Annotated in this window: 21 protein-coding genes; 3 read left to right on the top strand and 18 right to left on the bottom strand. The window is 50.8% G+C overall.

What is annotated here, in order from left to right; genetic code table 11:
• Positions 1 to 22: 22 nt before the first annotated feature.
• From ACO08I_RS07100 to ACO08I_RS07150, 11 genes are all read right to left on the bottom strand, one after another.
• Positions 23 to 1,237, bottom strand: coding sequence for an aspartyl protease family protein (locus tag ACO08I_RS07100; protein WP_421948908.1), 1,215 nt, complete (start codon positions 1,235 to 1,237; stop codon positions 23 to 25).
• A 2-nt stretch (positions 1,238 to 1,239) separates the two neighbouring features.
• Positions 1,240 to 2,436 carry a glycosyl hydrolase family 18 protein gene (locus ACO08I_RS07105; RefSeq protein WP_421948909.1) on the bottom strand — a complete coding sequence of 399 codons (1,197 nt, stop codon included), beginning with the start codon at positions 2,434 to 2,436 and terminating at the stop codon, positions 1,240 to 1,242.
• A 53-nt stretch (positions 2,437 to 2,489) separates the two neighbouring features.
• Positions 2,490 to 2,699 carry a hypothetical protein gene (locus ACO08I_RS07110; RefSeq protein ID WP_421948910.1) on the bottom strand — a complete coding sequence of 70 codons (210 nt, stop codon included), beginning with the start codon at positions 2,697 to 2,699 and terminating at the stop codon, positions 2,490 to 2,492.
• Positions 2,700 to 2,740: 41 nt separating this feature from the next.
• Complete coding sequence (locus ACO08I_RS07115; protein WP_282783880.1) at positions 2,741 to 4,903, bottom strand: TonB-dependent receptor plug domain-containing protein; 2,163 nt, start codon at positions 4,901 to 4,903, stop codon at positions 2,741 to 2,743.
• A gap of 120 nt (positions 4,904 to 5,023) precedes the next feature.
• Positions 5,024 to 5,809, bottom strand: a complete 786-nt coding sequence (locus ACO08I_RS07120; protein WP_282783878.1) for a hypothetical protein — start codon at positions 5,807 to 5,809, stop codon at positions 5,024 to 5,026.
• An 18-nt stretch (positions 5,810 to 5,827) separates the two neighbouring features.
• Positions 5,828 to 6,313, bottom strand: a complete 486-nt coding sequence (locus tag ACO08I_RS07125; RefSeq protein ID WP_282783876.1) for a hypothetical protein — start codon at positions 6,311 to 6,313, stop codon at positions 5,828 to 5,830.
• 3 nt (positions 6,314 to 6,316) lie between these two features.
• Complete coding sequence (locus ACO08I_RS07130; protein ID WP_282783874.1) at positions 6,317 to 7,039, bottom strand: ABC transporter permease; 723 nt, start codon at positions 7,037 to 7,039, stop codon at positions 6,317 to 6,319.
• On the bottom strand, positions 7,036 to 7,929 hold the full coding sequence (locus ACO08I_RS07135; protein WP_282783872.1) for an ABC transporter ATP-binding protein: 894 nt from the start codon (positions 7,927 to 7,929) through the stop codon (positions 7,036 to 7,038). Before ACO08I_RS07135 ends, ACO08I_RS07130 begins: the two co-directional genes overlap by 4 nt.
• Positions 7,907 to 8,791 carry a SagB/ThcOx family dehydrogenase gene (locus ACO08I_RS07140; protein ID WP_282783871.1) on the bottom strand — a complete coding sequence of 295 codons (885 nt, stop codon included), beginning with the start codon at positions 8,789 to 8,791 and terminating at the stop codon, positions 7,907 to 7,909. Before ACO08I_RS07140 ends, ACO08I_RS07135 begins: the two co-directional genes overlap by 23 nt.
• 21 nt (positions 8,792 to 8,812) lie before the next feature.
• A complete protein-coding gene (locus ACO08I_RS07145; protein ID WP_282783869.1) occupies positions 8,813 to 10,120 on the bottom strand; it encodes a YcaO-like family protein in 1,308 nt (435 codons plus the stop codon).
• Positions 10,113 to 11,102: a TOMM precursor leader peptide-binding protein gene (locus ACO08I_RS07150; RefSeq protein ID WP_282783868.1), complete on the bottom strand. Its 990-nt coding sequence runs from the start codon at positions 11,100 to 11,102 to the stop codon at positions 10,113 to 10,115. Before ACO08I_RS07150 ends, ACO08I_RS07145 begins: the two co-directional genes overlap by 8 nt.
• 36 nt (positions 11,103 to 11,138) lie before the next feature.
• Here ACO08I_RS07150 and ACO08I_RS07155 point away from each other — a divergent pair, with 36 nt between their 5' ends.
• The gene (locus ACO08I_RS07155; RefSeq protein ID WP_282783866.1) at positions 11,139 to 11,351 is read left to right on the top strand and encodes a hypothetical protein; all 213 of its coding nucleotides are present in this window, start codon (positions 11,139 to 11,141) and stop codon (positions 11,349 to 11,351) included.
• Between the two features lie 19 nt (positions 11,352 to 11,370).
• Here ACO08I_RS07155 and ACO08I_RS07160 read toward each other — a convergent pair whose 3' ends face one another.
• Positions 11,371 to 11,499, bottom strand: a complete 129-nt coding sequence (locus ACO08I_RS07160) for a hypothetical protein (RefSeq protein WP_282783865.1) — start codon at positions 11,497 to 11,499, stop codon at positions 11,371 to 11,373.
• A gap of 739 nt (positions 11,500 to 12,238) precedes the next feature.
• On the opposite strand from ACO08I_RS07160, the gene ACO08I_RS07165 reads away from it, so the two are divergent.
• Positions 12,239 to 13,462, top strand: coding sequence for a hypothetical protein (locus ACO08I_RS07165; RefSeq protein WP_421948911.1), 1,224 nt, complete (start codon positions 12,239 to 12,241; stop codon positions 13,460 to 13,462).
• Positions 13,463 to 13,480: 18 nt separating this feature from the next.
• Positions 13,481 to 13,957: a hypothetical protein gene (locus ACO08I_RS07170; RefSeq protein ID WP_421948912.1), complete on the top strand. Its 477-nt coding sequence runs from the start codon at positions 13,481 to 13,483 to the stop codon at positions 13,955 to 13,957.
• A 5-nt stretch (positions 13,958 to 13,962) separates the two neighbouring features.
• On the opposite strand, the gene ACO08I_RS07175 is transcribed toward ACO08I_RS07170, so the two are convergent.
• From ACO08I_RS07175 to ACO08I_RS07200, 6 genes are all read right to left on the bottom strand, one after another.
• The gene (locus ACO08I_RS07175; protein ID WP_421948913.1) at positions 13,963 to 14,886 is read right to left on the bottom strand and encodes a DUF6624 domain-containing protein; all 924 of its coding nucleotides are present in this window, start codon (positions 14,884 to 14,886) and stop codon (positions 13,963 to 13,965) included.
• A 26-nt stretch (positions 14,887 to 14,912) separates the two neighbouring features.
• Positions 14,913 to 15,824 carry a DUF6624 domain-containing protein gene (locus ACO08I_RS07180; protein WP_421948914.1) on the bottom strand — a complete coding sequence of 304 codons (912 nt, stop codon included), beginning with the start codon at positions 15,822 to 15,824 and terminating at the stop codon, positions 14,913 to 14,915.
• A 7-nt stretch (positions 15,825 to 15,831) separates the two neighbouring features.
• Positions 15,832 to 18,774 (bottom strand): M56 family metallopeptidase, encoded by a 2,943-nt coding sequence (locus tag ACO08I_RS07185; RefSeq protein ID WP_421948915.1) that lies wholly within the window; start codon positions 18,772 to 18,774, stop codon positions 15,832 to 15,834.
• Positions 18,761 to 19,135, bottom strand: a complete 375-nt coding sequence (locus tag ACO08I_RS07190) for a BlaI/MecI/CopY family transcriptional regulator (protein ID WP_044229401.1) — start codon at positions 19,133 to 19,135, stop codon at positions 18,761 to 18,763. Before ACO08I_RS07190 ends, ACO08I_RS07185 begins: the two co-directional genes overlap by 14 nt.
• Before the next feature lie 66 nt (positions 19,136 to 19,201).
• Positions 19,202 to 19,894 carry a hypothetical protein gene (locus tag ACO08I_RS07195; protein WP_421948916.1) on the bottom strand — a complete coding sequence of 231 codons (693 nt, stop codon included), beginning with the start codon at positions 19,892 to 19,894 and terminating at the stop codon, positions 19,202 to 19,204.
• Positions 19,891 to 24,882: a hypothetical protein gene (locus ACO08I_RS07200; protein WP_421948917.1), complete on the bottom strand. Its 4,992-nt coding sequence runs from the start codon at positions 24,880 to 24,882 to the stop codon at positions 19,891 to 19,893. The genes ACO08I_RS07195 and ACO08I_RS07200 overlap by 4 nt, the downstream gene beginning before the upstream one ends.
• Between the last annotated feature and the right edge of the window lie 28 nt (positions 24,883 to 24,910).

The following is a 24,910-nucleotide window of genomic DNA, read 5'->3' on the forward strand; positions in this document are numbered from 1 at the left end:
GCCCTGAAGCATGCTTTGTGCTTCAGGGCTTTTTATTAGACTTGTTCTGCGGGGCATCAAAAAGATCCTGCTGCCGTAGGTTCACTGTCAAATGGTTCTCCTGCCTTTGGATGGTCAGCTCAATTGGGTCAGTCGCTCCAAAGAGTGCTCTGGCTTCGCAAAAATCCGTTGCATCTACCGGGCGGCTATTGATGGCCACGACTGTATCCCCAAGCACTAGACCGGATTCCACCGCCAAAGATGGATAAACCAGTTGGGCGACTTCGAGTATCTCCCCATTCGGCTGCAGCGCGCAACCAAAGTTATTCCAGACCGGGCTCCTCTTTTCGCCCATAGGCACAGGCTCAAGTACCAACTCATTGTTTTGCCAGTCGATCGTAGAACGGAACTCCCGGAGTATTTGTGTGCCAAACAAATGGCCTCCTTTACGCCGGATGCGCGCCCGGACATCGGGTAAAATCAGATCCTGACGGGAAGTAAAAAGCCCTTTCGGAGACATAAACCAAATGGAATCCAGTTCCACCCCATAGAGCCCTACACCGGCTGCACCAGCGGTAAACAAGTCTGCTCCAGCAGGGTCAAACATCTCCTCCACGGCTTCTAAGTCAAGCGACAAGCCACTGGAAGAACCAAAATCCAGGGTAACGTCACTTAGGCGCAGACTATCACCGAGCGTTACCGACAGCTTAGGCGTTCCCTGATTATTGACACGGAAGGGCATCACGATCCAATCTGCGCTGTAAATAAAGCCCTCGCAATCTTCCTGAATACGGATTACTTCATTTTTATAATCCATTTGCCAGCAGGCATTGCGCATGAGATTAGCCCCCAGCAACCCATCGATATCAAGGCAATCGAAGACAGGTACACTCCGTAAATCGGAAATCAGAGCGCCCTGCCGGATAAAGTTGATACTGTCTATGGTTATGGTTTCCAATACGGTGTAGTCAATACGGTTACGCCGGTCGTAAGAATCAACAGCTGTACCGAATGCTTTGGTTTTGAGCCCCAGTTCCTCCACCAATTGGGCATCTATCAGGGTAGGCGCACCGGTATCTATCAGAAAATTGCAGGGCCTGCCATTTACAAATACCTCCACGAAAATCAGCCCGTTTTTGATCTGTACCGGGATTTCCCGGGCAAACGATTTTTGCTGTACTTTTCCTTTGACCCAAAGGCGTTGCTTACCGCAGCTGAACAGCAGCAGTATAAGGAGTACTCCAATTACTTTTTGCATGTCTATCGTTTCACAAGCTTGTAAGTTTGCTGACTTTCAGCAGTTTGAGCCGTCAGCAGGTAAAAACCACCCGGCAAGTCCCAGGTGCCCACTTCCATATGAGACTGCCCGTTAAGCACAGCAGACCTGAGCACCTGCCCATTCACATTGCTGATACGGTACTGAACGGTCTGATCGGAAGTGTTGGCCACGGTGAGACTTTCCCGGAAAGGGTTGGGGAAGACCTCCAGCATTTTAGTCATTGCTATTGGCTCCTCAACGTCTACCACATTAAGCGTTTCATCAATGGCGCGCAGTAAGGACAGGTCAGAGAAATGATCCTGCCCCAACTCCCAGATCATGATGCCGGATAGCTGAGCTTCTGCCAACTGGGTTTTCTGTACAATCGTAGGGATGCCATTGTAGTATACCTGATTTACCTGATCCACCCAGGCATTAGCCGGATCCCAGTCCACAATAGTGCCATAGCGGTAGGAGGAAACCGGAGTGCTCCCAAAATCATAACCATAAAATGGCACGCCGAGGGTCAGCTTTGACTTGGCTACACCTTGTCCCTGCCAGTAGAACATCGCATTAAGGGCGAAGGAGTATGGGGAGTGTGGCCCGGGGTTGCCGGGGTCCCAGGAACCAGTCAGGTCATACACCATCATATTGATCCAGTCATAGGCGGCCAGCGCTTCGTCCGAAATATCGGGGTAGCGATAGGTACCGGGCAGGGCTGCAGTGAGCGTCAGCCCGTGGGCGTCCACGGAGTCGCGCAATTCCAGCACAAAGGGGCTGTACTTTTCATTGACATGCCCCCATTCCAGGTCAAAATCAATACCATCCAGCCCGTACTGCTCGACGTACTGCATAATTTTGTGAATGAAAGCTGACCGGTTTCCAGGCAGCATGAGGTGTTCCCAGGCCTGTTCCCATTCGTCGGTCAGGGCACCGCCTGCCAGAGAAATATAGACTTCCACGCCCTTCGCCTTAGCGGCATTGACAATCGGGGTGATGTCCTGTCCACCGATATCCAGGTTGCCCTCCATATCCGGGTTGGCAAAAGCAAGGTTGAGGTGGGTCAGTCGTTCATATTCAATCTGACTGTTGTAGTTGAACCGGTAGTAAGGCAGATAGCCAATGACTTTGAAGTCTTCCTGGGCGGTCAGTGGACCCAGCGCCATAGCGAAGGTCAGGAGTAGCAGTATACGTTTCAAATCAATAGGTTTTAGTGATTCAGACGTATAAAGCTAACCAAAATTTCGGGAATCTATGGTAGGCGTCTTATGAGCAGCCGGATCAGAAGCACCCAGGGAAAGCCATGCAGAACGACATCAAACCAGTCAAGTGCCTGCATGCCCACTGCCCCGCCACGTATCCACTTGATCTTGCCCCAGATGTGGGGCTCGGGATAGAAAGGCGCCAGGCCGAGGGTGAGGCAGAGCAGGAGGACGAATTTCCAGTCGTTGAGCAAAGACATAAAAACAATCAGTATTGGTTGGTCGCAAATTTACAACGGATTTACCAATTCAGCACGGCTCCAAAGTAAAGAGATCGCTGTTGTAAGTATTGCCAGGCGAACTCAGAGTAGTCCGGTGCTGTAAAAACCTGTTCCTGTTGATTCTCAATATTTAGTGCATTATTCAGGGTAACAAAAGCGACCAGGAACGACCGTTGCAGCGGTATCGTTTTCGACCAGTTAAAGCTTAGGCTGTGATAATTATCCATTCGAGCCTGATTCGGCAATGCGGCAAAGACAGGCTCATAGGCGTTGGCCTGCTGCTGCCATTGGCTCCCGATGACCGGTGTGTACCACAGGCCTTGCCGGTGTACCCAGGCAGCAGAGAGGTTGAACAGGGATGGGTTGTCGTAAGTCAGGAATACCCTGATAAAGTAATCCAGGTCATTCTGACCATTAAACACCATACCTTCAGGGCTTGTATTTTCTACATCCAGGTAGGCATAGGAAGCCTGTAGCTCCAGGTGCTCCTGAAAGCGGTAGCGCACCTGCGTCTCAACGCCGTTAATAAGCCGCCTTTCGGTAGCGATCCCATCTTGTCCAAACCGGACATCTCCACCTTCACTTTTATGAAAGATGGCCGCATTCAGGCCGATTTTTTCCGTGTCATAGGCATATTCCAGAGCACCCTGATCGCTGTAGACATAGTTAAATGCCCGGTTGAAAAAATTGGGGTTGAGATAGCCATTGTATTGTCCAATTGTGCCCGATAAAGTATGCTCGTCTGTGAAATGAAACTTTGTGATCAGCTGCCTGGAAAAGTAATCCGGCTGGCCGGAGAGGACCGGGATGTTCTTTCTAAATCCGGAAATCACAGACAACCGTTCACTGAAGAACCGGCTTCGGCTCAACAGGTAAAGCTCCGTGTTATTATTTCGGGCAATACCTAATATTGGGCGGTCTGGGTCTGTTGGCCTTACCGCAAAGTAGTAATCAGGCTCTGATCCCCGGAATTGGTACCGCACCTCTTCTGTGGTGATCCCTGCTGACAGGGTCCAGGTCTCAAACAAGTTGAGCTGACCATTGAGTGAGGCATAATACCGCTGGGATTGATTATCATCTCTCAGGTTACCAAAGTCAAACGCTGATGCGGTGAAATCTCCGCTGACATTTACCGAAAGCGACCAAATATCTCCCAGCAAACGCAACCTCGCTACCTGAAAATGGCGGTTGGTTTGGGCTTCCGCCGGCCCCCGATGGGTAAATAAGTTTAGGTCGAGTGCGCTGCGCTCAGATAAGCCATAGCCATACCAATCCAGCAAAAGGTTGGTACGGAGCTGACTGTGCAGCTTAAACCCACCGTCTGCCACGCTGAATCCCCGGAGGTCAGGGATATTGCTGCCATTTACCTCGAGGAAGGCGCCTGAGAACTGATGATTACCATACACATGCAGGCTGCTCCGCTTGCCGAGAGGGCGCCCGTGGAAAAGCCCCGCATTGCCCAATCCTGCGGAAGCCTGCCAGAATGGATCGTCCACCTGCTCCACCGTTTCCACCTCTACCATGCCTGCAGTGGCATTGCCGTATGCGAGGGAAGGGTTACTGGCGAATACAGTCACCCGCTCTACCATTTCGGTATTAAAAATACTAAAGAAGCCGTTCCCTCCCAGATTGGTAGACCGGACCGGGTTAGCTAAAGGCACGCCGTCCAGTACCACGATACTTCGCCCACTGGAAGAGCCCCTAAGGTTTACTTCAGCAGACTCCTCTGTATTGGTAGAACTCGATAAAACCGTTAATGCCTTGAGTGGGTCAGCAAAAGAAAAGGGGATAGTGTAGATGTCAAATCTATTGAGCTCCATAAGGGCAAAATCCTGAGCAACGGGCCGCTTCGCTGCCACCTGTACCGTTGTCAGGATATTGGTGTTGTCCTCCAGAATGATCTGCAGGGCTTCTCCATCCCGGGACAGCGGCACCTCCTGTGTTTTATAGCCAAGAAAGGAAACGACCAATGTGTCCTCAGGGCTGCTGAACGGTAAAGAGAATCGCCCATCCATATCAGACAGTGCGCCGGTGGCGGGGTGCTGTTTCAGGTATACGTTTGCTGCAAAAACAGGTGCCCCGTTTTTGTCGATGATTTGGCCTGATACCTTTTCCTGGCCAAGCAGTGCAACAGGAACAAGCAAAATCCACAAAAGACCAAAATATTGGATATACACTTTCATGACTCAGCGGTTTTAAAACCCCGGCCGCCATAGTCTTATGGGATTTGGCCGGGGCACAATACCTGTTATTACATTTTAGATGCCTTCAGATCTCACGGGAAAATGGAGCTGGTATTGTGACTAAATCAACAATTTGGCCACCTCACCTAGTCGATAGCTATCCGGGAATTGCGCTACGCCCGCTTTGTACAGGGTAACGGCCTCTTCCTTACGGTCCTGTTCCAACAAAAGCTCAATGAGCAGTACATAGGCGTCTTCCTTTCCCCAGCTTGGCAGATAGAGATTAGCGATGCGCTGGTCTGGCAGTTCAATGGCTTTTTTGAAATAGTCTTCTGCTTTCTTGCCACCACCGTACTGAGCAGGGGTATAGTAGTCGATACTGCCCAAAACGTAGTGTGCTCTTAAGTTCTCAGGATCCAGGTCAACAGCAGCAAGCGCATTTTTCTTGCACCGGTTGGATATGATCCCGGCTTTCATACCCGATACAAACTGAATCGAAAAGCTCTGCATGTAAGCCAGTAATGCCAGGTCTTCGGCATTCTTGCGTTCTTTGGCTTCCAGGATTTCAATTCCTTTCAGGACGGCGGCTTCGCTGTTCTCGTAGTCTTCGATCTCACCGAAGAATATGGCTTTGTAGAAGTAGTTATAAGCAAGCCAGTAGGGCCCAATCTGTGGGGCTTTCGGCAGTGCTTCAGCCAGTTTTTTCTCCTGGTCCAAAACCGGCTGAATGTCTTCTTGAAGCATTGCAGAGACGAAGGCATTGAAAATCTTATCCTGTATGCCCTTGAACAGGGAGTCCGAGGCGATCAGGTGATAATCTAACTCTACCGTTTGGGAGTTACCTTGGTTGCAGGCGCTGACCTGCATGCTCAGCAGAAACAGAAAAATGAAATAAACAGGTTTCATGATGAATCAATTTTGAAGTTAAAATTCTGGTTTCACACTCATTAACACGGAAATCAGCAAAGTCCAGGCCATAACGTGGGCGTACCATCTGTTGGTAAACCAGCAGGCTTTCACTGCTTCCTGCATATTGGTGATGTCTTCCTTGGCGTTTTCCTTGATGTCCCTCTCGAAGAGCAGCATGGAAAAGTCAGAGAAGAAGGGATTGGTCTCAATGGCAATCTGTAGCCACAACGCATAGAACAACCACTCCAGCCCCCAGAATGTATAGTGGTAAGCCCAGGCAAATAAGGCTACGGTCACTGCGCAGCCGCTGACCATAAAAATGATCTTTCTCCAATATTCTCTTCTTTGAATATGAACACTGATATAAGGCATGTAAGTCCGTGGGGCAATCCCCAACCCCTCTACCCGGTAGCCCAGAAGCGTCGCACTTAACGCGTGCCCTCCTTCGTGGAGGAGCATGAGAACGGGGATGGTCACAAACGTAAGTATCCAGGTCAACATGAGTTATCGTTTTAGCTGATAGTGATGAAACAGGTAACGGAATAATGCAAAGTACACTACAATGCTTACGCCACAGTAAATCAGGCTCACCGTGAGAAACTCACCTCGAATGACGTTTAGCACATGGTTTAGCGGCAACAAATCAGCGATCCGGTTAAGGGAGGGGTTAACCTCTCTGAGCGGATAATAGGCATTGCTCAAAAAAATCAGCAAAAAGAAGATGAAATTGAGTAACCCGTTTGATACCCGGACCCGGATATTTGAGAAGCTGAGCACTAGGCCCAGGGCAGCGAAACAAAGCATCCCCACAACGCTGCCAAGTCCTATGTATGCCAGTTCTGAAAGCGTAAACGTGTAGCCGTACAAGACAAAAGCCAAAGCAAACATGAGCAACGCCATCATGACAATGAACAAGGAGCGACTCACAGCGAGGCTTGCAAAGTGGCTGACTGTACTCGTTGGCAACACCCTAAAGTATCGGATCATGTTGTACTCGTAGTACTCCTTGACCACCTCTCCGATGGCAAACATGCCTTCGCTGGCCAGCGTAGCCCCAAGAATGCCCGTGATTAGAAAAGATACATAGGCGGGGTCTTCCGCTCCTCCCCAAATCATAGAAAAAATCAGGAAAAGGAACACTGGAAAAACAAGGGTGAAGAAGACGGCCTGAGACACCCGGAAATCTGTAACTAACCGGTAATATATGGTTGCAGTAAAGGTTTTCATACCGTAAGTTTTTTAGTGGATAAAGCATAGACGTCCATTAGACTGGTATTCATGATGGAGTAGCTGGAGGTCAACCTCGCTATCCGCCCGAGCAGTTCATCAAGGTTGGAGGGCAGGATATGCAGCTGCTCATCCTCTTCGTAAAACGTTGCTTGCTGCTCTTCAAGGAATGCAGTCAGTGCAGGCTCATGGCGAACGACAACCTTCCGGTCGAAAGGCAGGTATTCCTCAGAAAGCAACCGGTTGGTCGAAATCATAGGCATGGGCATCACCCCTTTGCTAAGGAATATGATGCTATCCGCATGTTCCTGCGCTTCTTCCCAGGAGTGAGTGGTAAAAAGTACCGTCCGGTCGGGATTGGACAGAATCCCCTTATCCCAGACTCTCCTTCGGCTGAACGGATCCAGTTCGCTGGTCGCTTCATCCAGTATGAGAAATTCAGGATTATGCATTAAGGCGAGCAGTACCCAAACCTTTTTGCGTTCGCCCTTAGACAGATAGCGTATCTGCTTATCCAGGTGATCCTTCAACTGGACCGCTTCCAAAAGTTCTGGTTCCGGCAGCGCGCCCGGCAACCCATAGATCGTTCTGAAATACCGGATGACTTCTTTGACCTTCAGCAAAACGAACGCTTGCAACCGATCAAAAACAACACCGATCCGTTGCCGGTCGATTTTTTGAAAGGGCTGCCCGAATATCGAGACGGATCCCGTATCCGGTTCCAGCGCATGGGTGAGGAGGTCAATTAAAGTAGACTTCCCAGCCCCATTGTGCCCCAATATAGCCACTCTCTGCCCGGGCTCGATGGTAAACCCTACATCGTTGAGTAGCGTTTTGCCCCGAACCTGGTAGGAAAGGCGTTCACAGTTAAGTATTGTTGTCGTTTTCATTTTTTCCGATGTATTGTACACTTAAAATGGATTCAAAAACACCATCAACGCCAAGCAGGTCATTAACAGACTCGTCCATAAACCCGCCCAGCAGGCAGCTACCCAGCCCCAGCGCCTCAGCGTTTAGGCTCAGGTTTTGGCTTACGCTGCCACATTCCTGGAGGATGAAACGGTAGGCACGCTCCCGATACTTGATAAAGGTGCGTTCAAATACAGCCGTTGTAAGAACCACTGCACTAGCCTTGAAAGCATCTACGAAACTACTTGCGGATGTGGCTTGCTCTATTGCTGCTGCATCAACCTTTTGGCTAAGCAGTTCCAAGCCATTGCGCTCCGGGCAGTAATGGTACAAGCCCTTAGGTATTTGCCCATCAAGCACAACCACATAGAGCTCAAGCGGGTATAATCCACCGGCTGACGGGACAGTGCGCCAGCTCCATTCTGAATTTCCAGCAGCCTCCCCTTCTCCAGCCTGACGAGCAGTAATCCCGTAGGCATGATGCAGCAGGTGGTAAAGCTCATTCATGGAAATGCTATAGGGTTGAAACTTCCGCACACTGCGGCGGTGGCGCTGCAATTCAAACAAATGGGCATCCGGATAAAGATTCACCTCCACAGCTTCGTAGGGCTCAAAACTGAAAAATTGAGTCCCCGGATGTACCTTATAAGGCTTACTTGCCCGCTCATTAATGTAGGGGTTGTTCATCTGTTCTGCCAGCTGCCCCTGCCGCATTAAGTCCCAGGAGGCAAACTTGGAATTGTCATGGTAAAGCAGTGCCAGGGAGTTGAGGTACTCTTCACTTGCATACAGTGATGCATCGCGTTTCCTGTACTTTGCTTTTATGGCTTCTAGTGTGAGCATGGTCAATTTAGGTTTTCAGGTTTACGGAAAGGGATGAGGAAACTTATTCAGGCTGTGATAGTCCCGGTTGGATAACCCAAGTGCTTTCGGCACTTCGTATAGACGTTTCCCACCCAAAAAGTAGAATGGATAGGCACCATTCATTTGCAGGAGTTGAGGGACGAAAGTACTGGTAGCATAGTACCCACAATCCCGCACATCTGGCAGGGTAAGGTCACGGACCAATACGTTGTACCCTTTTCGCCGAAACAGCTTCAAAAGCTTTTGTAATTCAGCCTTAGTTCCTCCTTCGGGCGCAGGTTCGTGCAAGTCGATCTTCTTTGTTGGCTTTGCATTCCGCCAGGGATCGAATGCGTGCTGCAATTCGGGACGCTTGAGGTAGAAAATGGAGTGATCTTCAAAGTTTTGAATCTCGTTGAAATCGTCCGTAGGATGCCAGTCCTTTTTTTCGGCCAGCAGGTAGCGGAAGTAAGATACAGCCTGCCCTATCTCCTGAGTTACCTTCTTGAAAGCCTCGCCGTAGGTGCCCCTTGCCGAGGTGCCAACCGCTACAAAGGGGCCAAAATCGGCCTGTCCAAAACAAATCCCAAACACGGCAGGCACTCCCAAGTCGTAGTTGATGTCAAAAAAGTGCCACTCGTAGGAGGTTGGGAACAGGTTATCCAGGTAGTCCTGAATTTCTCCCGTGATACGGATCTTCTCCCTGAACATATTGTGCGCCCAGGTCATCGTGAAGCTATCCCTCTCAATGCATTCGTACAGCCCCAGCAGAATGGCACGGTAAAAGTCAGAGTGGGCGGCCAGCCCTGTGGAGGTGTTGATATTGATCCACTCGTCCTCGCCCGTCCAGGGCAAATAAATGAATGCGCCTGGTACATAAGACTCCTTACCGGTTGTTAGGTCCTTGCATGGAAACCAATGGAGCTTGCGGTCTTCCGTGAAACGGTACATTTGGTAGCCATCTTCCTCATAAAACTTGTATTGCTCTTCGTGAAACAAGGCGTATTCACTGGGGTGCACTGCCGGTTTGCCTAACTCCCGGTAAGAAGCAAAGGTGGCCTCTTCAAGGTTGTAAATAGAGGGGCAGTAACGCTCGATGGTTTCTCCGATTGTAGTGAGCACGGCATGTTCCCAACTGGCGCCACAGCCACTGCTTCGTCCTCCAAATTTTTCCTGGCTGAACACACTGGTGTCACAAGGCCAGATACCGAATGCGACGAGGTTGGGGTCGGCATTCATGGTGGGTAATTTAGTAATGTGGGAAAGCAAACCTAATTCTCCGGAAATCATCTGATATCCGCGGTTTAAAGTTGTGATCGTACTATTCATGGCGTAAGCTTATGGATTCTAACCAAGGTGAAGAATTGTATTCCAGTTTCGGCTTGCAGACCTCGCAGGTCGGTACCTTCAGAAGCCGGTGTGAAGTAACCTGAAGGCTATTGACATCCAAAACAATGTAGTTTCGCCATAGGGCAGGTACTGACCAGTACTTGAAGAATTTTATGACTTCCATTAGCGCGAGTGAGCCGGTTGTGCTGTGAATGAGGGACTGGGGATAAAGGGCATAGTCTGGTTTTGCCGCTTCGCCCGTTTTTTCCAGGTAGTCCTCATAGATGCTGTCGCAGGCCAGTACGGCTTCTTCCTTATTGCTTTTGATCCGCTTGATCAGGCAATTATAGCAGCCTGTCTCTTTCCCGTAGAAAATGGGGCCTATTTTGATCTGGTCCAGATTGAGCCCTTCAATATACAGCCAGGGCTTGTTCTGCGCGATGGCTACTTTGTTGATGACCTTGAACTGAGTAGGGTTCCAGGCTGAAGCCTCTGCGATAAAAAAGTCCACTTCACTCAAAAAGTCCTCCAACTGTTGCTTACTAAAAGGCTTTTCGGTAGACAGCTTCGCCACCGACCTGAATGCAATAGGCTTGGCTTGCTGTTCAAAAAGTTCAAGTACAGTACCTGTACCAATAAGCCCCAGCCTCACCTGAGACAACACGTACGGAGCTTCCTGCTCCTCAGACACCCCCTGTGCTCCGGGCTCCAGGTACTTATACAGTGCAGCAGGCAGCAAATTAAAATCCCGCAGCTCTTCCAGCACAGTGAACACCCGTTCTTTTCCATACTCTTTTTCCAGTTTGCTCAGCCAGCGGTTAGGAAATAGTGAGAACCCTTGTTTGGGCTTTTCGTACCGCTCTTTTATAGATTCGAATATGGCACGCTTTTCCGGCTCATCAAAAGTGACCGTGAATAGCTCATTTCGGGTACGAACCTGATATTGTTCATCAGGTCCGGGAATAACGTGAAACTTTTCCATAGTCATTCAGTTTTTTCATAAATCCAGAGGGAAGGAGTGAGCAATTGCCTGCTTGGGCAATTGCCCTGCTCCTTTAGCATCGCTGTACGCCGAAGATTACTCTCCGTTCTTAACCTTGCGCTTGCCACCGATCTGGATACAGCAGCAGCAGTTACAATTGCAGCCAGCGGCTACAATACGGTTGTTACGCTTTGCGTTGCTGGTGAGGTTCTGGATTTTCATGATAAAATGGATTTAGAAAATGATTAGAAATGGTTAATACAAATTCTTATAGTCCGAGAATGTCCTCATCAATAATGTGCGTTTGCTCATTTTCGGTAGTTCCATCCTCTGCGTTGTAGTTGTCAATTGGTGTGAAGCCCATGATCAGGGCAATCACGAGTGTAATAACAGGCATAACAGGTTGCTTTGCGACGATCAGGATACCAAGAGAGGTATACCTCGGTCTGATTCTGAAATTGGTTTAAGGAACCGGTAGCGAACCGGATGTTGCCGGCAAAGATTTTCTGTAGTGCTTATTTGCTTTCTTTTCTTTCTAAGTACATTACAAAGATATGGGGCCTGCCTTCGATTTGCACTAACAACGAAACCGCCTCTGTGAAAGGAAAAAACAAACTATCTCACAGGTTTGATTTTCACAAAAAACTAATAATCAATTACTTATAAAAACCATCGGCTTATACATTTTTTTATATGGTCCTCTCCGAACCTCGCGAAATAATCCTACCAAATTACACTAAACTCCTTTTTAAACCCCAGCAATCCTGAACTAAAGCCAAATATTATTGTCAATAACTCACCTGCATACAGAATTATTCAAAGAGCTTATAACCTGTATATTACTAATGAGAGATATAAAACCCGTTGTAGATTTTCTACAGGCACACCGAATGCAGCAGGTCGATGTTCTAACCAATGAAGGCAACGAGAGCCGCTACGCTGCCTTTTTTGAAAAAGTAAGCCAGCAGGAATTAAAGACGGATACGGAAGCAGCCGCCTACTTATTCAATAGCACGCCCTCTGCCCCCAGATTCCGAAAGTTTAAAAGCCTCTTCAAAAAAAAGCTGCTAAATACCCTTCTTTTTGTCAATGAAGGGCATCCCCGGTTCCCACCTCATAGCCGTGCCATTATTCAGTTGGAAAGAGAACACTGTGCCATCCAGCTTTTACAACACTTTGGCTTACTACGAATTGCGTCCAGAATGGCGGAGAAGCTACTAATCAGAGCAAGGAAATATGAAGCCACAGCTATCTGCAGATCTTTATTAAAGATTATTAAGCACGAATGTGCCAATGTGGATGGGGATGAGAAAAAGTATGCGGAGCTGCAGCAAGAATTCCAGACATTTTATGCTTTAGAGCAGGCAGAAAATCTGGCGCTGGGGTACTATGAAGATATTCGGTTGAAATTTATAAACACCTCTCTAAGCCGTAGGGACCTGGGCAAACAGGCTCTTATTTATGGAAAGGAGCTTGCCCCTCTCCTATCCAATTATGAATCCTGCTTTTTCCATTTTTACACCCGCCTGGTCCAGGCTTCAGGCTATATGCTGCAACGCGACTATGCATCGGTCATAAATGTATGCCAATATGGTATCGAGTTTTTTAAATCCAAGCCTTTTGAGTACCACCGGGGGCTTACGACACTTAGGTCTTTTATCCTTATTGGGTGCATACAGCTCAAACAGTACGATACAGGCTGGCAGGTTAGCGAAGAAAGCTTAAAGTTGCATAAACCAGGGACCAGAAACTGGTTTAACACCCTTCGCATTCAGGTTCATCTGGCGCTTCATTGTAAGGAATACTCAAAGGCATTTGACCTGTTTGCCTCCGCTCGTAAACACCGAAAGTTCCGTACACTTCCAGAACGGGACCAACAGGTTTGGAACATTTATGAAGCTTACCTGTACTTCCTGCTCTCCATTGATCAGGTTACCAGTAAAAGTGTTGAAGACTTACAGGCAATCAACCGGTTCCGGTTTCAAAAGTTTCTGAATAGCACTACAACCGTTCAGCAAGATAAAAAAGGGTACAATATTGCCATATTGGTTGCCCAGATCCTCATTCTTATAGCTGATGATAAACACCTCAAAGCTATTGACCGGATTGAAGCCATCTCCATGTATTGTTATCGCCACCTGCACAAGGACAACGATCTTTACAGAGCTAACTGTTTTTTAAAGGCCTTGCTTGAACTTCCGAAATCAGGCTTTCATCATGCTGCGGCGGTCCGAAAGGCAAAAGCTCACTTGAAAAAACTAAGTGACCATGGTACAGAACGGGCGGTCTACAACCATGAAGTGGAAATCCTACCGTTCGAAGATGCCTGGGATCTTCTCATCGATCAGCTAAAAACGTAGATTTGTTACCTTCGCGATATGGCTGATAAAAATGCTTCTCCCTCTACTTTTTTGCTCCTGACCTTTTTTCAAAAAGCCCTGCAGGAGCACCCCAACCAAACCCTCGCCGAGTTTTGGAATACCCACTCCGATGTGCCCCCCGGCCAGGCGCAGCTCCTAACCCCTGCGTTCCTCCAGCAACAACTCTACGGGCAAATCGCCCGCCCCTGGGAACGCCTCAAACGGAACAAGCCCAAAAAGTCTGTGCTTAAAAAAATGATGGCTACTGATTGGGCGGACTTCGAAATCCTCAACCTCCACCCTTCCCTCTCCAGGAAGCCGATGACGCTGAGCTTTGTGCTGGAACTGCTGCGCAACGCCATCAGTCACGACAAGGTACGATGGGATAAAGACCTGAACGCTACCTTTTCAGACTGGGACAGCAACAAACTTCGCTTTTCTCTGCCAGCGCTCATCCGGTTTATGGAAGCTTTTGAAGCTTTCCGCCAATCCTAAAAGGACTACTTCGTCTTTTGCTCCACCTCCCAGTCGATATCCCAACGGCTGAGGTAATTCTCAATCGGGCCCAGTCCAACTTCTGCGCGCCGCTGATTTACATATTCCGGCTCCAGAATAGGAAAAGGCTCGTAGGTTTCTGTTTCCGGATTGAACCGTACCTGAGAACCATACTTCTGAGGCTTATCTTCCCGGGTCTGTATGCGGTCGTACATCAGCGCGTAGCTCGACCAGCTTGCCTCCCCCTCTTTGCAGGCCGCTTCAATCATGGGCAGGTAGCGCTTTTGCAGCTCATAATCCGCGTGCTGAATGACCAGGAAAGCAGCAGAAGCAGCTGTACCGCCCACCTGCGAACGCAAGGGCCAGCCATTGTCTTCTATAATTTCAACCAAAGCTTCCTGATTCTCTTCGTTGATGCGGTGTTTAAGTTCCCAGATTGCCGGTGTCATTATATTGCGGCGGCCCAGCTTCCCTTCTGCTACCCGGGTATGCCCGTAAAAAGCCTGATCGGTTTGCATCATGCGCCACAGCGTACGGGCCAGCTCGGGTTTTTGGTACTTTCCGTGCACGGCTTGCACTTTCTCCATCTGCTTTTCCGCCAGCGCCTGATAGCGGTCATCTTCGTACAGGAAAACGAGATCGGGGTCGCGCATCATCAGCACAGTGGAATCAGAGGGCAACGCTTGCTCCAAAAAGTAGAATGCCGAATCCCGATTATTAAGTAGGGCATAAGCACAAGCCATGTTGTACGTATTCGTAAAATCGTCCGCATCCTGCTCATAGCCCTCCCGGTATAGGGCGATGGCTTCCGCCAAATCCCCTGCCTGCCGGAGGGAGTCTGCCTTTATGGTAACGGGCATCTGGTTTTCCTGAGCTTGAGCACAAATTGTAAACAAGAAAAGGAATAATAAAGTCAGGTGATTTCTCATGGTAAATGGTTTTTATCGATAATAAATTATTGAAAACGGCTCAGTACCAGCGCACGATAGGACTCGATCGGCATCATACCTACTTCCATCCGGCGTTGGTTGAGGTTGTCCGGGTCTTCGACCGCTGCCAGTTCGATGGTTTTGGTGGCCGGATCAACTTTTGAAAACTGCGTACCGTAGCGCTGGGGTTTTCCCGCATTGACCTGAATCCGGTCGTACAGGTAAGCATAATCCTGACCATCCAGGCCGCCATTTTTTACCGCTGCTTCAATGTAAGGCAGTTGGGCCTTTTGCCATTCCGGGTCCCGGTCTGCATGCTGAATAAGGATGAAAACAGCGTGCATGCCTTCCTCCCCCACCTGCTCGGCCGTGGGAAAACCGTGCGCTTCAATGATTGCCTTTAGCGCTTCCCGGTTTTCTGCATCCACCTCTACCCCATCCGCATAGCTCATACCGGAAGTATCAATACTAAACGTTTCTATCAGATAGTCTTGCACATTGCCGCGCGCCAATTGGTCCCGCACTTCCATCGCGATCAGTTGCCGCTGAAGCACGGTATCCTGAGGTTGCTGATCCTCCCTCGTACACGGAATAGGGTTAGGCTTTTGTTCAAGGTATAACCCCTTTTTGCAAAATGTACTCCAGGTATGCTCTGACTGCAACGCCAGAATGGAATCCCGTTTTTCCACTTGTCCAAGATTCTCCAGTACCTCCAATCCGGCAATTAAAAACCGTAACTCTACGGTGTCCGAATAGGCCCGAAGCGAATCAAACTGCTGAGCAGCAGTACTAAAGTCTTCCTCAAGAGTACTGACGATCATACGCCAGCCCAGTTGCCACTGCTCCGTTGGGCTCAGCGAAGGCGCTTCGGTTTCCGGTGTAGTTTGACAGCCCACCATCAACAAGATGGAGGTCATGGCTACAAAGCTTCTTTTCATTGCATCACTACTTTAAATTAAAACTAAAGGTGACGGGCAGGCGTTTTTGCTGCCCATCGGTATCCTGAATGACCATATCCGTCAGGAATAAGCTACTGTTTGGCTTAAGGTCAGCAAGGTGTTGTTGCACTGTGGCATTCTCCGCAGACTTAGATTTCAGCGTCACGCCCTTCCCGTCTTCCGGTATGATGACCAACTCGAATTGCAGCACCGGGTACTCCAAACCTCCAATTTCCAGCAGCATCCCATCCTCAGTGGCATGCTGAAAGGCGTGCAGGGACTGCACCTCATTACTCCGGGTGCCGCTCAGCCCACGCCAATGAAAGGTCATTGCCTTATCGTACAACTCATAATACTCCGGTATGGTATCCGTATCAATATACGTCGCATGCAACAGTTCCACTCTGTTAATTTCCGGCTCAGGGACTACAGCCTCCCCTTCCCGGCGCAAGCGCTCTACAGTACGAAAGCCGGGGATAGGCAACACATTGACATTTGGATCATTGGCATACTGTTCGTACATCCAACGGTGCTGGGCCACACTCGTATCCAAACGGATGAGGGTAGGCGCTCCCGGCCGGTAAACAAACTGAAAAGGGTCAAGAGATGGCTTCAGCCGGAGCGTATCGGCTTCGGCTGCAATCGGCCGTTCCTGGTTGATTTTTAAAATAAGCCGCCCACGGTCGGCGCCGTTGTCTAAACCAAAGACCACTTGTAGCTCGAAGGCATCTGTGCGCTGAGCAGCTACTCTTAGCCTGTGCTGCCCGGTTTCGGAGAACAAAGGCATAAACTTCATACCTTCATCTGACCGGTCATAACTCCACAACATCAGACTATCCGTACCCACCGCTTCGCCATTAAAAGTAGCCGACCACGCTGCCGTCGACAAGGCTGTCAATGCTTCTGCCGGGAGGTAACGAACCGCTTCACTCGCCCGCCCGTCCCGCTGCCGGAGAACCCAGTGGTAATCCCCCCATTGGATTTCAGTGCCGGAACGGCGCAGCCATGCTTTTGGCCGGGGCAGCTGATCGACTTTACGGCGGGAGAACTCGCCATAGCGTTCACTGAATAACCCGTCCTGAAAGACCCGCCCGGGCTCCGGTGAAATGCCGACACCCAGGCTGGTGTAGAACGCTTTTTCATCTGTGGTACGGGCAAGAAGGTGCAACTGATCTCCTTCGCTTAAGGCTGCCGTTGCCTGCCTCCAGATTTCCTGAACTTCACCGGGCGAAGCCGCTTCCAAAATCCGGTCAGGCCCGCTTTTTTTGATGAGGTTTACACACAGCTGTTCAACATCCAGGCCCTGCCCTCCTTTGGTAATCTGAAAAGATGTGTTTTTTATCCTCGCCAATCGACCTGGCTCAACCTCCTGAATGATCGTTCCGGCAGTACTGGCAAACGGATGATTGTACCATTGCACACCCAGTAATTCCTGTCCCAGTTGCAACCGGTAGGGGCTGCTTTCCCAGGGATGGTGGGTATTGATTTTCCGGATATTCTCATCAGCTAAAGCCACACAAAGTTCGGTCTTCTTGCCTTCCGTCTTGGGGTCAGCAACCTCCATCATAGCGTACACTCCTGCCTCCATCATAGCCATCCGGAGATCATCAGAATACACCTTACCCAAACCAATAATACCGCAACTCAGGCGCCCCCAGGCATCTTCCACCGCCAAAACGAGTACCAAATCCTCCTCCATGCCAACCCCGGCTGGCCAGCAGTCATTTAGCCTGCCCTTTACCGAAAAGGAATGGACCAGCTGACTGCCCCTGTAAAGCAAGGCCTGCGTCTTATTGCGCCACAACACCTGCTCCCCCAGCACCAACTCGAAGCGCTCAGTGCTCAGGGCACGCAGGGCAGCGGGAGTCAGAAAGGTAGCTGACAGAGCATTGTCCGTACCACTGAGCTGCGCCGGGCTGAATAATGGCAACCGATAAGGTCCCCAGGCCAGGGCGTCCGCCATTTCTTCCGGTTGTTCGCCCCAGGCGGTAAACACGTCCTGCCGGGCAAAGGCATCCACCGCCTGACCTGCCCGTTCGAAGCCCCCTCCGGGAAGTTGTTCTGATAAATTGAATGCAAACAGCAACACCAATAATCCTGTAACAGGCAGCACCGACAGGTACTTCACCGCCCGCCACGGAGCCGAAGACCGTTGTGCCAGCATTTGCAACCGGCTTCTCAGATGAGCGGCAAAAGTATTGGCTAGTGGATGACAACTGTGCCCCATACGCTGCAGGGCCAGAAACTGTGCGTAGGTATGGCGGCTGCCTATTTCCCGCGACACGTAAGCATCCGCTATATATTCATGTACCTGCTGAAGCGCTGTGCGGTAGGCATAGACCAGTGGATTGAACCACTTCAATATCAGATAACATTCCATCAGCAGTACATCCAGGCTGTGCCGCTGCCGGACGTGTACCAGTTCGTGCTCAAGGATAATACGCTTGGCTTCAGGCAGGACTTCGCCTTTCCAAAATACGTAACTAAAAAAACTGCTGGCCGGAATGTCCCGGTCGGGCGTCAGCAAAGTATAACGTTCTTTTTGCTCCCGCCGGCTGCGCCGGATCAGCCCCCGTAGTGCAAACAAACGCATACTGAGCCGGCCAAGCATGAATAAGGCTCCCGCCATATAAAGCCCCAGCAAAATATCAGCCAGGCTCAGGGCAAAAGCAGGCGTTGGGGAAGCCAGCTGCCCGTAAATTTGCAACTTCGTTGACTGTGCTTCCCGCACCATTGGCAACAGCACCTCCCCCGCAATAGAGGAAGGAGCTGAGGCCTGCTCAATGTGAAGTAAAGGTATAGCAAGAGACACCGCGGGCATCAGCAACAGGTACGCCCGGTTGAACTGAAAAAAGGTTTCGCGGCGGAGTAAAAAGTAATAGAGCGCGTAAAACAGCGCCAGACAAATACTGGACTCCAGTAAATACTGCGTGACGCTACTGGGTATCATGATCCTCTTGTTTTTTGATCTTGTCAAGCAGGGCTTCCAACTCACCGTAGGAAACTTCCTCCTCCTGTACGAAATGGGACAGCAAGGCCTCCGCAGAACTTTCAAAATAGGAGGTCATCAGGTGCCGGAAGGCTTTGCTCCGGTACTCCTGCTTGCTCACGGCCGGATAATAGCGGTTGCTTTTCCCAAAGGCTTCATGCCCAATGAAACCTTCCCCCTCCAACTTGCGCACCATGGAGGAAACCGTGGTAACTGGTGGCGGTGGCGGTGGAAGCTCCGCTACTATTTCTTTCAGAAAGGCCCGCTTTAGCTTCCAAAGCGCCTGCATGACAGCTTCTTCTTTTTCGTTCAATTGTCTCATAGGACAAGTATACAACGAAACTTTCGTTATATCAACTAAAATATCGTTTTTGTAACGAAAAAATCGTTACCCTTCGATTTGCTGCCGGATATAAGCCTCCTGCCGCTCCTGAATATCGGTGTCTGGTGCATAGGCAGTGATGCGATAGGTATCAGGCCCAAGCTGTACGACGCTAGCCGGATAAGCCGGTGCCGTCCAGGGTGAGGCGGCCAGCCATTGCTCCAGGCGCTGCTGGGCATTGGGGCCTTCCAACGTTACCTCAAAGGAAAACGGGGAGAGTGCTGTTTTTTCCACCGACCGGTAAATTGCAGGTTTCTGAATCAAATGATAAGGCAACACCAGTAATCCACCATCTTCTCCGGCCAGCTGCACACTTCTCCCACGCAGCTGCAAAATTTTGTAGGCCCGGCCTTCATAACTCAGATAATCCCCGGGGCGCAGGTCCCCTTCCAGCCGCAGCAAAAGCCCGGGGTAGAAATCCTTCCACCAGGGCCAGCCCAGCACGATCAGCAAAATGATCGTTGCCAGTGCAAAAACCGGGGAGGCCAGCAACAGGCGGTAAAATGCAAAAACGGCCCAACTCAGCCATAAGGCCACGCCCGCTCTCAATAACAAGCCCTCCAGGCGCTGCCGCTGCCGCCGGCTCTTCACAAGAGGCAGCCCATACTTTTTAAGTGCGTACAGCAATGCCTGGAGCAGCAAGGCTAACAGGCCAAGCATGAGCACTAACCCTAATGGCAAAGTGGACAATTGGATCATAGCATGCCTTTTTCGGTGAACAACTGCCCCAGGTAATATCGGACCTCTGGCTTTAACTCCAGCACCTCACGCTCGTGGGGGACCAAAAGCTGACTGCGCTGTAGTTCTTTGATCCGGCTCCCTGCCCAATCTGCTCCTTCTGAAGCGAACAAACGGGTAAAACGCCGGTGGGTCAGCGCCCGGTGCAAATACAACTGCAGCAGAATAAAGTACCATGTGGCGTCATCCAGAACCGGAAAATCCGGGCGGTGGATCTTGGTTTCCAGCCTGTTCCGGCCCTGTCCATTAGTTCTGAGATGGGCCAGCCAAAGGCGCAGCGCTATACCAATATTCCCATCGCTTTGGCGGTGCAGGCGGCCAAACAACTGATCCCAGGCCTTTATCCGCACCAACTCCTCGGATTGCCCACCAATATACAGAGGCACTCCGCCGGTCTTATGACGGGCCCAAACCGCAGCGCGCAAATGCTGAAGCGATAATGGCCGGAGGATAACCGTGGCAATCATGGCTTCATCCACCGGGCTCTGTGCCCGAAGCACCTTCAGGGTATTCAAATTACAACTCAACAGGAAAACATGGCGCTTTCCAAAAGTCTGCACCGCCTCCAGCAGTTGCCCGAAGGCCTGCCCCTGATCTGCCCCGCGCTGCCACCACAGCTCAATATCTTCGAGTAGAAATACGGTGCTGTCCGGGCTTTCTGCCAATAAAGCCGAAAGCACCCCTCTTTTCCCTGTCGCCTGCTCAAAGGCTTTTTGTAAAGCCCGGGGCGAGGTGGCACCGCCCTGCGGAGGAATGACTTTCAGGTAACTGCCTCCGAAAATCTGCCGTGTGGCATACTCCAAAAAGTAGCTCTTGCCACTTAGTGCTTCCCCGGTAATCAGAATACCGCCACCGGGCCCTTGCTTCCGGTCTTCCAGGGCTTCCTGCACCTGCAACAACTCCGCATCCCGGCTTTCCGAACGGGTCCGTAGATTGAGGTGCTTGCCCGAGAATAACTGCCGGTAATAATAAGGATAGGCTTCGCGTACAGCCTGAACCGGGCCAACGGATTTTGCAAACACCCGAAGCCGGTCCCGGTCACTGCGCAGGGCTTGCTCCCGGCGCTCTATGGCAGCCTGTGCCACATCTTCCTGCTTTTGAGCAGCATACTCCCGCAGCCGGTCCCAATGCATCGTTACGCGCTCTTCCAGCTTGCGGCGCCAGGCGACGATACCGCGGCGGCGGCTTTCCTTGCGTACATACTGAGATAAATCCTCTGCCTGTGCTATGATATGATCAATAGTCAGTGCCGATTCCGTGGCTTCAAATTGTTCCTCCAATTCTGCCTGAAATGCCGTGAATACATCTGACACCTCCTGTTCGAGCTCTGCGAGTTGCTCCTCAGATTTATCCAGAATACTGGAAAGGGCCTCATAACTTTCCGCATCTTCAGCCGCATCCACACCGTAGTGGAGTAAACTCCCGATATTGAAAATCAGCCCGCTCAGTGGGTTCAACTGCTGCCGCAGGCGGATGAGCCCGTTCTCCAGCGTTTGGGAAAACTGCGTGTCGACCAGGTAGTCGGCAATTTCCAGCAGGGATAACTTCAGTGGGGGCTGCCCTTTGGTTTGTAATGCTCTAAAGTCACGGCGTGTAGCCTGGTCCATAAGCTCGACTTCAACCGGAAGCGGCGAGGTGATGCGCCCGGTTTGCTCCATAAAGTGCCAGAGTACGGATTCTGTATTGTCCAAATCCTCTTCATCGCGCTGAAAAGGAGCCATGGTCAGCGCTTCGGTAGCCCCATTTTCCAGTTGGGTCTTTAAGGTATGGCAGGCTCGACTGAGGCTTGCCATTTGTGCAGTCAGCCCGCCTACATAGACCTCGCTGAGGGCGTCCAGTACATCGGTTTTGGCGGAGCGGAGCAACAACGCGGTATGGGTCAGTTGCTGATTGACTTCAAAATTGCGATGGAACAGCTGCTGATTGTTTTTCCAGGAAACGCCGAAAGCTTCAATGTCCTCTACAGCCGATTTAGCAGACCTTCTGCCCCACTTTTGTTTTTCCTGCTTTAGCCATTTGCTCAGTTCAGCAGGCTGTTCCTGACGGCTAAGGGAATTGCAAAGGGCACGGTCTTCGTTGCGGAGCCTGGTGAGCGGTTTCGCTACCATCCCTTCCACCTGCTGCCGGAGTTGTTCAAAACCTTCCTCCAGCTGAGTAGCGGCTTCTTCCAGCAACACTGCCAACGGGCGGTTACTTTTTGGCTCCAGCTGTTGGTGAAGTTTGCGGGCCAATTGCCGGCTAGCCAGCATCAGGCGGGCATTCAGTTGCCCAAAATCCAGCAAGACTTCCTGAAGGACCATTTGGTTTCGGCGGCGGGCCCATTTTAGAATAGGCCGCTTAAGCCTGACTTTTTTTGCACGCCCGGCGCCATTTTCCAGTAGAACACGATGCGGCAAGGCTTCTAAAACCTGCTCACAGGAAGTTAAATACTGCTCCAGCGCTTCTGCAAGCAACTGCGACAGGCTGTCCAGTTCCTGATGCCGGAAAACAGCGGAACGCCCGCGAAGGTCCTCCAAATGGCTGACCAGCATAGGTATAGAAAGGGCTTGGTGTTCCGCTGCCGAATCTAATAATGCCTTAAAAACGGATTCCTGATCTGTCACCCACTGCTGATAGTGCTGCTGTAACACCGCCAGTGCCCGGGCTGATAGCTGATCCATAGCCTTTTCCAAGCCTGAATCCAGAGCCTGCACCACCTCCGCCAGCTGACTTTCTTTGGGCATTTGCAGGTCATCGAGTGCCTGGTTCTTTCCGGGTTCAAAAATTTGTTTCTGTTCTAAATCTTTGAGGCCCAGCTCGGTCGTTTCAAAAGTAGACGATGCTTTGACCAGTAGCGTAGTGCCAATAAGCCCGACCAGTTCGTTGGTCTGCTTTACGAAAGTGGCTTCCGTTCCGGTTTGAATGTTGGGAATGCCGATGAAGATCAAATCCGCCTCTGCTGACATGGTCTTCATCAGATCGTAAAAAGGGGTGCGGTCCAGTGCGTTGTTAATGACCTTAATCTCGGCTTCCACGCGAAACTCATCCAGCAGCGCCTGAATGCGCTTCTCGATCATACGCCGGTCCACATTAAAATCATTGACCAGCAGCACCCGGACGCGGGCATTGCGCCATTCGTTGGAGGCGCCGATGAAGCGGGCCAGGTGCAGCATCAGCTCGGCATTATTGCTGATGCCCCGCCACCACATATCGATTTGCTCCCGTTTTCGGAAGCCCCAGCGCTTGTCATAGTCCAGGTAAAGCACGTTGTAGTCCAGGTCGATCAGCCGTTCGGTCATTTGGGCAAACCAGATGGGGTCCTGTGTGTTTTTGGCCCAGCCCATGAGCACAGTATTGGGCTCCAGCCCGGAAAAGCCAAAAGTAGTAGCTATCGTCTCAATGCCTTTGTATACATTACTGACCTCAATGCGCCGCCCAAATACGCCGTACTTTTGCAGGAGGTCATCATTGACTTTCTGTTTATGCTTGGGGAAGAGCACCTTGGACTGCCGGTTCTCCACCAGGTCGAAGTTAGTCACCATCCCCACCTGACCAGCCAGCGTCTTCCCAAACTCGATCAAATGGGGGCGCTGCTCAGAGCTGCCGCTGAAGAGCATGATATTGGGCTTCCAGTTCCGTTTGTGGTCTTCTGTAACTTCCATGCGCTTGAGCCCCGATTTGACGACCGTAGACCAGACACTTTGCCAGACATCGCCAGTACCCAGGCTTACCTGTCGGCGCTGTAGCCAGAGAAATACACCCCCAATCACCACCAGCGCCGCCACCATAGCCAGCATGTCCAGCTTGAACATAACCGCAAAGGTCGCCATGAAGCCCACCAGCCCTATCCATTTGCTTACGCGAAAAGATGGCTTAAAGTCAGAACTGGCCCAGCTTTCCAGAAAAAAGGCAATATTGATGAAGCCATAGGCCGCCAGATAGAACATGGAGACGATCCGGGCAATGAGGTCCAATTCCCCGATTAGAATGCCGCCCTCCGCAATCAGGATGGTGAGGATAAGCCCGTTGCGGGGCTCATTGGCCGCCCCTGCACCTTTAGCAAAAATGCGGGGCGTAATCCGGTCAAGCGACATGGCCTGCAGTATCCGGGGAGCACCCAAAATGCCACCAATAGCAGAAGACAGCGTTGCACCCCAGATGCCGGCAATCACCGCCGGGGCCCAAATCGATATTTTGCGCAAGATATTGTAATCCGACCGGAGGACTTCCAGGTCTACGTTGCTGTAAAGAAAGATGGCCAGCGCAATGTACACCACGAAGCCCACGACGATAGCAGCAATTGTACCGACGGGGATATCCCGCTTGGGGTCAGCCAAATCTCCCGACATCGCAATACCTGCCGTGAAGCCAGTCACCGCCGGAAAAAAGATGGCGAAAACCGTTTCCATAGGCACTGTTTCGCTGACCAGCGTTTCCGGAATAGCGGCTTCGGCCGGGCTGCCGCCCATAAAAATCACCACCAGGGAAGCTAAAATCGCCGCCAGGATAAAAAACTGCGTTTTGATAGCGACAGAGGTGCTAATGAAAGCCAGCACCATCAGGAGGAACAGGAATAAACTCCCGGTGCTCCGCATACCATTGATATCGGTACTCAGCCCCAGGAAAGCATTGAAGCTCTCGGCAAAGCCCACCAGGTACAGCGCAATGCTCAAAGCCGTGCCCACGAACAAGGTCAGACCGATCGCCCCACCAATCGGCAGCCCAAGACTACGCGACAAGACGTAGTACACTCCACCTGCGCCTACTTTCTTATCCGTGGCGATGGAAGAGATGCTCAGCCCCGTACTAAAGGAAATCACATGCGCAATGACCACGATGATAATCGAGCCCCAAAGCCCGGCATTACCAACCACCCAGCCCATCCGCATGTACATGATCACACCAAGGATAGTCAGAATGGAAGGCGTAAACACCCCATCAAAAGCCCGGAATTTCTTTTGTCTGCTCATTGTTGCCGAAGGTAAGAAATCTGCGCCT

The sequence above is a fragment of the Phaeodactylibacter xiamenensis genome, from assembly GCF_965229835.1.
Classification (GTDB): domain Bacteria; phylum Bacteroidota; class Bacteroidia; order Chitinophagales; family Saprospiraceae; genus Phaeodactylibacter; species Phaeodactylibacter xiamenensis.

Excerpts from the sequence above, each read along its gene's own strand:
- ACO08I_RS07100 (WP_421948908.1), bottom strand. The coding sequence starts at position 1,237 with ATGCAAAAAGTAATTGGAGTACTCCTTATACTGCTGCTGTTCAGCTGC.
- ACO08I_RS07110 (WP_421948910.1), bottom strand. The coding sequence starts at position 2,699 with ATGTCTTTGCTCAACGACTGGAAATTCGTCCTCCTGCTCTGCCTCACC.
- ACO08I_RS07115 (WP_282783880.1), bottom strand. The coding sequence starts at position 4,903 with ATGAAAGTGTATATCCAATATTTTGGTCTTTTGTGGATTTTGCTTGTT.
- ACO08I_RS07120 (WP_282783878.1), bottom strand. The coding sequence starts at position 5,809 with ATGAAACCTGTTTATTTCATTTTTCTGTTTCTGCTGAGCATGCAGGTC.
- ACO08I_RS07125 (WP_282783876.1), bottom strand. The coding sequence starts at position 6,313 with ATGTTGACCTGGATACTTACGTTTGTGACCATCCCCGTTCTCATGCTC.
- ACO08I_RS07130 (WP_282783874.1), bottom strand. The coding sequence starts at position 7,039 with ATGAAAACCTTTACTGCAACCATATATTACCGGTTAGTTACAGATTTC.
- ACO08I_RS07135 (WP_282783872.1), bottom strand. The coding sequence starts at position 7,929 with ATGAAAACGACAACAATACTTAACTGTGAACGCCTTTCCTACCAGGTT.
- ACO08I_RS07140 (WP_282783871.1), bottom strand. The coding sequence starts at position 8,791 with ATGCTCACACTAGAAGCCATAAAAGCAAAGTACAGGAAACGCGATGCA.
- ACO08I_RS07145 (WP_282783869.1), bottom strand. The coding sequence starts at position 10,120 with ATGAATAGTACGATCACAACTTTAAACCGCGGATATCAGATGATTTCC.
- ACO08I_RS07150 (WP_282783868.1), bottom strand. The coding sequence starts at position 11,102 with ATGGAAAAGTTTCACGTTATTCCCGGACCTGATGAACAATATCAGGTT.
- ACO08I_RS07160 (WP_282783865.1), bottom strand. The coding sequence starts at position 11,499 with ATGCCTGTTATTACACTCGTGATTGCCCTGATCATGGGCTTCACACCA.
- ACO08I_RS07170 (WP_421948912.1), top strand. The coding sequence starts at position 13,481 with ATGGCTGATAAAAATGCTTCTCCCTCTACTTTTTTGCTCCTGACCTTT.
- ACO08I_RS07175 (WP_421948913.1), bottom strand. The coding sequence starts at position 14,886 with ATGAGAAATCACCTGACTTTATTATTCCTTTTCTTGTTTACAATTTGT.
- ACO08I_RS07180 (WP_421948914.1), bottom strand. The coding sequence starts at position 15,824 with ATGAAAAGAAGCTTTGTAGCCATGACCTCCATCTTGTTGATGGTGGGC.
- ACO08I_RS07185 (WP_421948915.1), bottom strand. The coding sequence starts at position 18,774 with ATGATACCCAGTAGCGTCACGCAGTATTTACTGGAGTCCAGTATTTGT.
- ACO08I_RS07190 (WP_044229401.1), bottom strand. The coding sequence starts at position 19,135 with ATGAGACAATTGAACGAAAAAGAAGAAGCTGTCATGCAGGCGCTTTGG.
- ACO08I_RS07195 (WP_421948916.1), bottom strand. The coding sequence starts at position 19,894 with ATGATCCAATTGTCCACTTTGCCATTAGGGTTAGTGCTCATGCTTGGC.
- ACO08I_RS07200 (WP_421948917.1), bottom strand. The coding sequence starts at position 24,882 with ATGAGCAGACAAAAGAAATTCCGGGCTTTTGATGGGGTGTTTACGCCT.